Source organism: Bacillus sp. FJAT-29814 (genome assembly GCF_001510715.1).
Taxonomy (GTDB): Bacteria; Bacillota; Bacilli; order Bacillales; family Cytobacillaceae; genus Neobacillus.
The window spans coordinates 66,189-76,524 of the sequence record NZ_LMTJ01000015.1; the positions used below are offsets into that span (position 1 = coordinate 66,189).

General features: G+C 44.9%; 7 protein-coding genes, 10 tRNA genes and 1 rRNA gene. All 18 read right to left on the reverse strand.

Annotation, left to right across the window (positions count from 1 at the left end):
• Nucleotides 1-136: 136 nt before the first annotated feature.
• Complete coding sequence (glmS, locus tag AR334_RS27255; RefSeq protein WP_066321566.1) at nucleotides 137-1,939, reverse strand: glutamine--fructose-6-phosphate transaminase (isomerizing); 1,803 nt, start codon at nucleotides 1,937-1,939, stop codon at nucleotides 137-139.
• 456 nt (nucleotides 1,940-2,395) lie between these two features.
• The gene (glmM, locus tag AR334_RS27260; protein ID WP_066321569.1) at nucleotides 2,396-3,748 is read right to left on the reverse strand and encodes a phosphoglucosamine mutase; all 1,353 of its coding nucleotides are present in this window, start codon (nucleotides 3,746-3,748) and stop codon (nucleotides 2,396-2,398) included.
• 36 nt (nucleotides 3,749-3,784) lie between these two features.
• Entirely contained in the window at nucleotides 3,785-5,011 is a 1,227-nt protein-coding gene (locus tag AR334_RS27265) for a YbbR-like domain-containing protein (RefSeq protein ID WP_066321574.1), read from the reverse strand.
• A complete protein-coding gene (gene cdaA, locus AR334_RS27270) occupies nucleotides 5,004-5,831 on the reverse strand; it encodes a diadenylate cyclase CdaA (RefSeq protein WP_066321577.1) in 828 nt (275 codons plus the stop codon). The genes AR334_RS27265 and cdaA overlap by 8 nt, the downstream gene beginning before the upstream one ends.
• 346 nt (nucleotides 5,832-6,177) lie before the next feature.
• Nucleotides 6,178-6,798: an anti-sigma factor gene (locus AR334_RS27275; protein WP_066321579.1), complete on the reverse strand. Its 621-nt coding sequence runs from the start codon at nucleotides 6,796-6,798 to the stop codon at nucleotides 6,178-6,180.
• 16 nt (nucleotides 6,799-6,814) lie between these two features.
• Nucleotides 6,815-7,378, reverse strand: a complete 564-nt coding sequence (sigW, locus tag AR334_RS27280; RefSeq protein WP_066321584.1) for an RNA polymerase sigma factor SigW — start codon at nucleotides 7,376-7,378, stop codon at nucleotides 6,815-6,817.
• Between the two features lie 240 nt (nucleotides 7,379-7,618).
• Nucleotides 7,619-8,518 carry an arginase gene (gene rocF, locus AR334_RS27285; protein WP_172799314.1) on the reverse strand — a complete coding sequence of 300 codons (900 nt, stop codon included), beginning with the start codon at nucleotides 8,516-8,518 and terminating at the stop codon, nucleotides 7,619-7,621.
• 768 nt (nucleotides 8,519-9,286) lie between these two features.
• Nucleotides 9,287-9,366, reverse strand: a tRNA-OTHER gene (locus AR334_RS29770).
• Nucleotides 9,367-9,370: 4 nt separating this feature from the next.
• Nucleotides 9,371-9,445: transfer RNA gene (locus AR334_RS27290), tRNA-Gly, on the reverse strand.
• A 51-nt stretch (nucleotides 9,446-9,496) separates the two neighbouring features.
• Nucleotides 9,497-9,569: transfer RNA gene (locus tag AR334_RS27295), tRNA-Lys, on the reverse strand.
• Between the two features lie 6 nt (nucleotides 9,570-9,575).
• A tRNA-Gln gene (locus AR334_RS27300) sits at nucleotides 9,576-9,650 on the reverse strand.
• A 46-nt stretch (nucleotides 9,651-9,696) separates the two neighbouring features.
• A tRNA-Tyr gene (locus AR334_RS27305) sits at nucleotides 9,697-9,781 on the reverse strand.
• Between the two features lie 8 nt (nucleotides 9,782-9,789).
• A tRNA-Thr gene (locus tag AR334_RS27310) sits at nucleotides 9,790-9,865 on the reverse strand.
• A 13-nt stretch (nucleotides 9,866-9,878) separates the two neighbouring features.
• Nucleotides 9,879-9,954: transfer RNA gene (locus tag AR334_RS27315), tRNA-Val, on the reverse strand.
• Nucleotides 9,955-9,959: 5 nt separating this feature from the next.
• Nucleotides 9,960-10,034: transfer RNA gene (locus tag AR334_RS27320), tRNA-Glu, on the reverse strand.
• A gap of 14 nt (nucleotides 10,035-10,048) precedes the next feature.
• Nucleotides 10,049-10,121: transfer RNA gene (locus AR334_RS27325), tRNA-Thr, on the reverse strand.
• A 26-nt stretch (nucleotides 10,122-10,147) separates the two neighbouring features.
• Nucleotides 10,148-10,222: transfer RNA gene (locus tag AR334_RS27330), tRNA-Asn, on the reverse strand.
• A 23-nt stretch (nucleotides 10,223-10,245) separates the two neighbouring features.
• Nucleotides 10,246-10,336 (reverse strand): 5S ribosomal RNA (gene rrf, locus AR334_RS27335); the annotation flags it as partial.

The window sequence follows — 10,336 nt, forward strand, 5'->3', positions numbered from 1 at the left end:
AGGGATATTAAACCAAAGAAAAAAGACTGGACCACAATTTGGTCCAGCCAGCATTTGTATTAATTTTACGGTTGAATCAAGATTGAGTACATAGTACTCACCTGCTCTTTTTTCTCTATCCTTCATCCTTAACAAATTACTCCACAGTCACCGATTTGGCGAGGTTACGTGGTTTGTCGACGTCACAGTCACGGTGCAGAGCAGCGTAGTAGGCAAGGATTTGTAATGGTACAACAGAGATAAGTGGTGTTAATAATTCGTGCACTTCCGGGATGACGAAGCTATCTTCGTCCATGTTGAGACCGTTCATCGAGATGATGCACGGATTGGCACCGCGGGCAACGACTTCCTTCACATTGCCGCGAATGCTTAAATTGACACTTTCCTGCGTGGCAAGCGCGATGACCGGTGTGCCTTCTTCAATCAAGGCAATCGTACCGTGTTTTAACTCACCGCCGGCAAAGCCTTCCGCTTGAATATAGGAAATCTCTTTCAACTTCAATGCACCTTCGAGGCCGACATAAAAATCAATGCCGCGGCCAATAAAAAAGGCATTGCGTGTAACGGAGAAAAATTCTCTGGCAATCACTTCAAGCAGCTCTTTGGAGTCACATAAAACATCCATAGCATTGGCAACCAGACCAAGCTCATGCGTCAGGTCAAAGCCGATATTCAAACCACGGCTGTTTGCCGTTACCTGAGCCAAAATCGCCAATACGGCCAATTGAGCGGTATATGCCTTGGTCGAAGCAACGGCAATTTCCGGACCAGCATGGAGCAATAGCGTATAGTCTGCTTCACGTGATAATGTTGAGCCTGGAACATTGGTGATTGTCAGGGCCGGGTAACCCATTTCCTTCACTTGGACTAAAACCGCACGGCTATCCGCAGTTTCGCCACTTTGGGAAATGAACACGAACAATGGATTTTGTGATAACAACGGCATGTTGTAGCCAAATTCACTGGAGATATGAACCTCCACCGGAATTTTCGCCATTTTTTCAATAAATTGCTTTCCGACAAGACCGGCATGGTAAGACGTACCGGCAGCAATAATATAGATGCGGTCAGACGCATTGATGGCATCGATAATGTCACGGTCAATTTCCAGCTCGCCCTGTTCATTTTGGTATTGCTGCACGAGTTTACGGATAACAGAAGGCTGCTCATCAATCTCTTTTAACATATAATGCGGGTAGGTGCCTTTTTCAATATCGCTGGCATCAAGCTCCGCTTTATATGGTTCGCGGTTGATTACACCACCTTCAAGATTTTGAATCGTAACGTCATTTTCGGTAACCACAACAATTTCTTTATCCATTAATTCAACATATTGGTCCGTTACTTGAAGCATCGCCATTGCGTCGCTTGCGACGACATTGAACCCTTCCCCAAGGCCGACAAGCAGCGGGCTTTTATTTTTCGCGACATAAATGGTTTCGCTATCCTCAGCATCTAACAATGCAAGCGCATAAGAGCCATGAAGCAGTTTTAAAGTTTTACGGAACGCTTCAAGTACTTCCAGGCCTTCAACGGCAAACTTTTCAACAAGTTGCACGATCACTTCCGTGTCGGTCTCACTCTTGAAGTCGACATCTGTTAAATAATCGCGCTTTAACAGGTCATAGTTTTCGATTACTCCGTTGTGAACAAGCGTAAACCTTCCCGATGCACTTTGATGTGGATGGGAATTACCCCTGCTTGGAATGCCATGAGTCGCCCAGCGAGTATGTCCGATTCCCACTTTTGCAAAAACATTTTCGTCTACGATTCTGCGCAAGTCGGCAATGCGGCCTTTCTCCTTAAAAATATGAATGCCGTCTTCGTTTTTAACGGCAATTCCTGCTGAGTCATAGCCTCTATATTCAAGTTTTTCCAAACCTCTTAATAAAATCTCTTTCGATTCGTTACTTCCGATATATCCAACAATTCCGCACATTTATTCTTTTCCTCCCTGATTCAGGGGGCAAGAAGGCTTGGAGGCATACTTGCCCCCTTATCTCTGTTTTCTCTGAGGTATCTGTCTATACCCTTTAAAACATTGGTTTTAATATGCGCATTTTCTCCCCTTTGTGCACAGAGTTACCTCTCGTGTTTTAAAAGAGAAATTGACGGTTGTGCGTTTCAACCGGGAGGCATCCGCCGAACATTTCGATAAACCTCCACCTCGTCAACTAACCGAACCCTCCTTCGGTCAGTTCTGGCGCTTTAAATTAAAAAAATTACCTTTTCGCTGCCCTCCTTTCGCTCATTTGCTTTTAAAGACAAGCAAATTAATACTACAAGAATTTGGAGAACCCGTCAACACTATACTTTTCAAAAAATATAAGGTCGTACATAATAAAATATGCATAAGGGAGCCTTTTTGTTCCCTTATGCATATATTTTTGGGTGTTTACGCTTCTTTTAAGCCCATTTCCTCTTCCACGACTGCCGCAATGCGGTGGACGTAGGCGTCACAAAGCTCTTGGGATGCGGCTTCCGCCATGACACGGACAAGCGGCTCTGTTCCCGAAGGCCGGACAAGAATTCGGCCGTTACCAGCCATTTCTGCCTCAACCGCTTCAATAACTGCCTTTACCTTTTCATTATCGGTCACATGGTACTTGTCAGTTACCCGAATGTTGACAAGCTTTTGTGGATATTTCTTCATTTCTTCGGCCAGTTCCGATAAAGTCTTTTGCGTTGCTTTCATGATATTGACCAATTGTATACCGGTTAATAAACCGTCACCAGTTGTGTTGAAATCCAGGAAAATGATATGGCCGGATTGCTCACCGCCGAGATTGTAGCCGTTTTTCTTCATTTCTTCTACAACATATCGGTCACCGACCGCTGTTGGCACACTTTGAATTCCCTGACTTTCAATCGCTTTATAAAAACCAAGATTGCTCATCACGGTGGAAACGACGGTATTGTGCTTTAATCGGCCAAACTCCTTCATGTATTTTCCGCAGATATAAAGAATATGGTCGCCATCGACGATATTGCCCTTTTCATCAATCGCGATCAATCGGTCTCCGTCACCATCGAAGGCAAGCCCGACATCGGCACCCTTTTCCTGTACAAAAGCAGCAAGTGCCTCGGGATGGGTCGAACCGACGCCATCATTGATATTGATACCATTTGGCGAAGCTCCCATAGTCGATAAATCGGCATCCAAATCGGCAAATAGATGGGAAGCCAATGAAGAGGTTGCCCCGTGGGCACAATCCAATGCGACATGAATGCCGGAGAAATCTTCTTCTACACTATTTTTCAAGTATTGCAGATATTTTTGGCCGCCTTCAAAATAATCCATCACATAGCCAAGCTCGGCTCCTGTCGGGCGTGGCAATTGATCTTCCGGCAGCTCCATCAATTCTTCAATTTCTGCTTCCTGTTCATCAGAAAGCTTAAAACCGTCCGGTCCGAAAAATTTAATCCCGTTATCGGCAACTGGGTTATGAGAAGCAGAAATCATCACGCCTGCCTGTGCCCCCAATGCCTTGGTCAGGTAAGCAACACCTGGAGTGGATATCACTCCTAGGCGCATAACTTCGGCGCCAATGGATAACAAACCCGCTACCAGGGCCCCTTCGAGCATATGTCCGGATACCCGGGTATCGCGGCCAATCAACACTTTTGGACGTGCTGTATCCTTTGTTAGAACATAGCCGCCAAAACGGCCAACTTTAAAGGCTAACTCCGGTGTCAATTCTGTATTTGCAACTCCGCGCACACCATCCGTACCGAAATATTTTCCCATTATAATATCGCTCCTTCAACATGTTTTGCTTCAATTTTAGGCATTGTTTGTTATTGTTACTTTTGCCGTTGCTTTATCAGGTTTCCAGTTAATATTGGCAGGACCTTCGACGTGAATATTGACTTCATGGCTGCCAGCCTCGAGATTGGATAAATCCACATATACATTAAAGTCACCCGGCCCCAGGCCATTTACAGCAGTGTTTGGGCCATTTACGACTAAGTTGATTAAGTCATTGGCCGGGTCGTTTATGTCCGCCTTGTATTCCGCAGCCAATCCTTTTATTTTTACAGGGATTCCGGAAACGGTTTTCTCCCCCTGACTATTCACCTTCACATTCACTTTGACCATCTGCGGTGATACCTTTGTGATGCCATTGGAAATGATCACCGGCAAATCCAGGGTTGTATTTGCGGTTATTTTGCTGACATCCACTTCCACTCTGACGCTGTCCGTATTTTTTAACACATCCTCATCCCCTGTGATGACGGCTTCTGTTGTTTCCAAGTCAATGGATTCAATTGTTACGCCTTCTGGCGGGGTGCCTTTTCTGACTGTGTTGATTGGGACTGTTTTACTGTTCTCTTTTATCGGAATCGTTACTTTAACCGTTGCCGGCTCTACCTCAACGGTTAATTTATTTAATCCTTTATCGAGAACCTGGACTGTCGCTTCTTTCGTCGTCGTTTCCTTCAGTTTATCCCTTTCATCGACGACAGCTTTTACATACGTAATCCGGTCGATCTTGCTCTTCGCCCCGGTAACCTTCACTTTTTTAGGCTCCACCACAGGCTTACCGGCAGAAAAGCCTTCTCCAATTAAGTCCTGATTAAACTCTGCTTCGACATTAAATTCTTTTGTAATTTTCTCTTCAACCGTAACAGTGGCACTGTCAGGTTTAATGGTCGCCTTTATTTTATCGGATAAATTTCTTATCTCTATTTTTGCTTTTTGCCGGCCAATTTTGGCATCGGCCAAGTTCACATACACCTCGAAGTTTTTCATGGCTTTAGCTGTCTGAACGTGAGTGATCGGTCCCTTTAAAGTAACGTCAACGGTATCCGGCACACCTGAAACAACGAGGTTTTTCGTATCATAATAGACCTTTACCTGGATACCCTTGATTGTTTCCGTCGTACTCCCCCCCGGGACATATTCATCTGTTGCCTTTTTGCCAGGAAGAGTGATCGAAGAATATAACAATACTGCTAGGACCAAAGCCAGGATTTTGATAAACCAGGGGTTATCCATCCATTTATCCATTTGTTTTCCCCCTCCAGTTCCAACGAGCTGAAGAAGCTTGTTTCGTTTTGTCTGTATCGATTAATTCACTCACAAGTAACTCTTTCAATCCATCGACCTTTAAATCGCGGTGGAGCTCCCCATTTTTTGTTAGTGAGATGTTTCCTGTCTCTTCTGACACAATCACAGTGACACTGTCGGTTACCTCGCTTATTCCAAGGGCGGCCCGGTGTCTTGTTCCCAGTTCCTTTGAGATGAACGGGCTTTCCGACAACGGCAAGTAGCATGCCGCCGCTGCGACGTTATTTTTTTGAATAATCACGGCACCGTCATGAAGCGGAGTATTCGGAATAAAAATATTGATCAACAGTTCAGATGAAATTTGCGAATTTAGCGGAATGCCCGTTTCGATATAATCGCTCATTCCCGTTTCCCGTTCAATCGAAATCAGAGCGCCAATCCGGCGTTTCGCCATATAATCGGTTGCCTTCAGGATAGCCTCGACCGTTTTCTCCTGCCCCTCATCATCCGGGCTCGTACTCCTTGAAAAGAACTTGCCCCGGCCTAATTGCTCAAGCGCCCGTCTTAGTTCAGGCTGGAAAATGATAATGATGGCAAGAAAACCGTAGGTGATGACCTGACCCATCATCCAGCTTAAGGTGGTCAGGTTGAAAAAATCACTGAGCACCTTGACCATTAAGATCACAAGGATACCTTTTAAGAGCTGAACCGCCTTTGTTCCTCTTATAATATTGATTAATTTGTAAATGACGTACCAAACAAGAAGAATATCAACAGCACTCGATATGTACTTCCAGAATGTCCAATCAGCAAACGGCATGGTTTTTCCTCCGTCCCTAATACTTCAAAAAGCCAGGTAGAATATAGCCCATACATTATACCATAAATACACCTTGTACCTATTATATGTTGCTGTACAAAAAAAACAAACCACTCGGCTAAGAGTGATTTGCCGTTTATCCCACATTAACAGGCAGTAAGACCCCCACCTAAACACTTAGACGAATCGAAGAAGTATAGGCGGGGGGGTAACTGCCCGTAAATGTCCGAAATAATGAACGCAGACTAAATACGCCTATGGCAACGTCTGCGTGACCAGCATCCTGCTGGCCTCAACTAACAATCAGTGGGGGATGAATAACCCCCCCACTGATTGAAGTTTCACTTTATTTCGCCTCGGTATCAAATACACCGACAACCTCTTTGGCTGTCCTTTTCATATGATACCAAATCCAATCAAACACCTCGTTTACTTCCTCAATATCGCCGGTTACGCGGCCGGCAGAGGCCAGGTATCGTTCGCCATTAATGACTGTAACATCCCCCTGAACTTCGCCCTCAATTCTTAATGTCCCGTTGCGGACAACCACATCGCCTTTGACGACTTCGCCTTCCGGAACAATGACCGTATTATTCTTGACCACCAAATTTTCCTGCTTGGATACCGAAAACTCCCGCTCGTGGTTCCAAGTGGATAGCAGGCTTCCCGCCATCAGAACGACAAACAGCGAGGCCGCAGACATGATTGGATGATTTTTCAGCCAGCGCGCCATCAAGACCTGTTTCTTTTCCTTTGGCAGCCGGGCCAGAACATTGGCGGTAAAATCATCCGGTGCCTGCATATGAGACATGCTTTTTACGAAGGCAATTGATTTTTTCAGCTCATTAAAAAGGGTTTCGCAATCTTTACAGCCTCGGAGGTGTTCTCTTAGGACTCGTTCTTTAGCAGGGTCAATTTCATCGTCCAAGTATTCATGCATTAGTTCAATGATCTGTTCTGGACACATCTTTATTCACCTCTCATCATACGTACCTTAATTGTTGTCGTAACGCTTCCCGTCCGCGGTGAATTCTCGTTTTGACCGTTCCGAGCGGCAAGTCAAGAATTTCGCTAATTTCATTTAAGGATAAGTCCTCAATATATTTTAATACGATGGCTGATCGGTATTTTTCAGGGAGTTTCAAAATTTCTTTTTGAACCGTTTCCTGCAGCTCGAGGCTTTCCAGTTCCTTCTCCGGTAGCTCTGTGTCCGAAGGGATCTGAGAATACATCGTCAATCCTTCTGTTCCGGCTACTTCCGCGTCCAGATAATAATCAGGTTTCTTTTTCCGAATGCGGTCAATGCAAAGGTTGGTGGCAATTCGAAACAGCCAGGTCGAAAATTTCAAATCCTGGTTAAATGATTTTATATTAACATATGCGCGAAGGAAGGCCTCTTGTGCAATATCCTCCGCTTCATGGCTGTTGCCAAGCATTCTGTAGCATAGCTGATAAACGCTGTTTTTATAGATTTCGACGATTTCCCCGAATGCATCCTGATCGCCTTTAATGACTTGTTTTATTCGTTTTTTTACAATAGCTTCCATTCAGTAACCTCAGCTCCATTGCTGCTACCCGATAATACGAATCGTTAGCGAAAAAAGTTTCGTTTTCAACGAAAAAAATGTTCAATACCTTTAATTTTAACAAATTCTTACTAATAATTGCTAAAAAATTTGGTAAAGATTTCGTTAAGAGTGCGGGAGGCATTCAACTAAATGAAGGGCAGCCGCAAGCAATTGCAGCTGCCCTTCATTCGGCGGTCCGGGCGGACGCGTGTTTATCTTTTATAGAAGCTTTTCTCCAAACAGTGAGCCCATGAGTCCAACGGCAATGGATGCGGTTTTATTTTTTTCATCAAGAATTGGATTGACCTCGACAAATTCAGCGGAGGTAATCAGTTTTGCTTCTTCTAGCATTTCCATGGCCAGGTGGCTTTCGCGGTAGCTGATACCGCCCATGACCGGTGTACCGACTCCCGGGCACTCGCTTGGATCAAGGCCATCCAAATCTAGAGATAAATGTACGCCATCGGTTCTTTCCTTTAAGTAGGCAATGGTTTCTTCCATGACCTTCGCCATACCCATCCGGTCAATTTCATGCATCGTGTAAACCTTGATTCCTCGTTCTTTTATTAAAATTCTTTCACCTTCATCCAGTGAACGGGCACCGATGATAACTACATTTTCTGGTTTAATTTTAGGTGAATATCCACCGATATTTGTAAGTTTTTCATGTCCTAACCCAATGCTGACAGCAAGCGGCATCCCATGAATGTTGCCGGATGGGCTTGTCTCAGCCGTGTTGAGGTCGCCGTGGGCATCGTACCAAATGACACCTAGGTTCTTATAATGTTTAGCGACACCTGCCAATGTTCCAATTGCAATGCTGTGGTCTCCGCCTAAGACGAGCGGAAACGAGCCAGTTTGAATGGCCTCATCCACCTTCTCAGCAAGCCGCGCATTTTTTTCAGCAACTAAATCTAGATTTCTAAGGTTTGATTCCTCATCCACCACGACTTCCGGCCTCCCAATAGGAATGTCACCCATATCATGGATATCCACAAATAAAGGTTTAAGGCGTTCATTGATTCCCGCATACCGCATAGCGCTTGGCCCCATATCCACACCGCGGCGCATTTGCCCCAAGTCCATCGGCATCCCAATAATAGAAAGCTTCTTTTTCATCATAGTTATCGGTTCCTCCCAAAATTTACTATGTCATTATTTTAACCGCTTTCAAACAAATGACTCAACTGGACAAAATTTTGTATATATATGCGGTCGGAGAGGAGACTTCTTGGTTTGGGTTTATGGGGTTCGCCCGAGCTTATTGGACAAAATCGAGGTTAGAAAAGGCGAAATGACTTTTATAGCTTTGGTAAAGGACAAAATCAGGTAAAAAATAAGGTAATTGTCTTTTAGATTATGTCTATTAGACATTTCATCTAACATTAGGGGCAAAGTGTCTTTTAGAAGGCTTCTATTAGACAAAATTAGTTTAGTGAGCTTTAAAGTGTCTTTGAGAGGCCGGCTATTAGACAAAATTAGCTTAGTAAGCTTCAAAGTGTCTTTGAGAGGCCGGCTATTAGACAAAATTAGCTTAGTAAGCTTCAAAGTGTCTTTGAGAGGCCGGCTATTAGACAGAATTAACCTAATCAAGGGTAAAAGTGTCTTTTAGAAGTGGCATTGACGACAATAATACCTAAAAGTCATTTGAAAGTGTCGCCAAGGAGCCCTATTGACGACAGCTTTAATTAAAAATCTTATAAAAGTGTTGCCAAGACGCTCTGTTGACGGCAGTTTTAACTAAATATCCTTTAAAAGTGTCGCCAAGAGGCCCTATTGACGACAGTTTTAACAAAAAACTACCAAAGCTACCGCCAATATACCTCAAGTAAAATAAAAAACCCCAAATCTCCAAAGATTTAGGGTGAACTTTTAATATGTAATAGATGGTGGAGCCTAGCGGGATCGAACCGCTGGCTTCCGATAAGCGTGCATGAGAGAAGCTCTCCCAGCTAAGCTAAGGCCCCGTTATGGAGCGGAAGACGGGATTCGAACCCGCGACCCCCACCTTGGCAAGGTGGTGTTCTACCACTGAACTACTTCCGCAAATTCATAAAAAAAACCCAGGATGCAGTACCCCGGGGTTTTCAATATTTATGAGCCATGAAGGACTCGAACCTTCGACCCTCTGATTAAAAGTCAGATGCTCTACCGACTGAGCTAATGGCTCACTAAATGGCTGGGCTAGCTGGATTCGAACCAACGAATGACGGAGTCAAAGTCCGTTGCCTTACCGCTTGGCTATAGCCCAATAATGGGATACTAGTTAGCATGTCCAATTTTTGAAAAAGTATAAGTGGTGGTGGGGGACGGATTCGAACCGCCGAACCCTGAGGGAGCGGATTTACAGTCCGCCGCGTTTAGCCACTTCGCTACCCCACCAGAAATAGTGGTGCCGGCTAAAGGACTTGAACCCTCAACCTACTGATTACAAGTCAGTTGCTCTACCAATTGAGCTAAGCCGGCATGATAAAATATATGGTGGAGGATGACGGGATCGAACCGCCGACCCTCTGCTTGTAAGGCAGATGCTCTCCCAGCTGAGCTAATCCTCCGTTAATGGTGACCCCTACGGGATTCGAACCCGTGTTACCGCCGTGAAAGGGCGGTGTCTTAACCGCTTGACCAAGGGGCCTTTTGAATTAAATAAGCTTCCAAGCGGGCTCGAACCGCTGACCTCTTCCTTACCATGGAAGTGCTCTACCTACTGAGCTATGGAAGCATACTAGCTTTTTGGTAAAAACAAATTGGCTCCGCAGGTAGGATTCGAACCTACGACCGATCGGTTAACAGCCGATAGCTCTACCACTGAGCTACTGCGGAATAATTAGTATTGAAAAATACTAGCCCGGCAGCGTCCTACTCTCACAGGGGCTTTCGCCCCAACTACCATCGGCGCTGAGAAGCTTAACTTCCGTGTTCGGGATGGGAACGGGT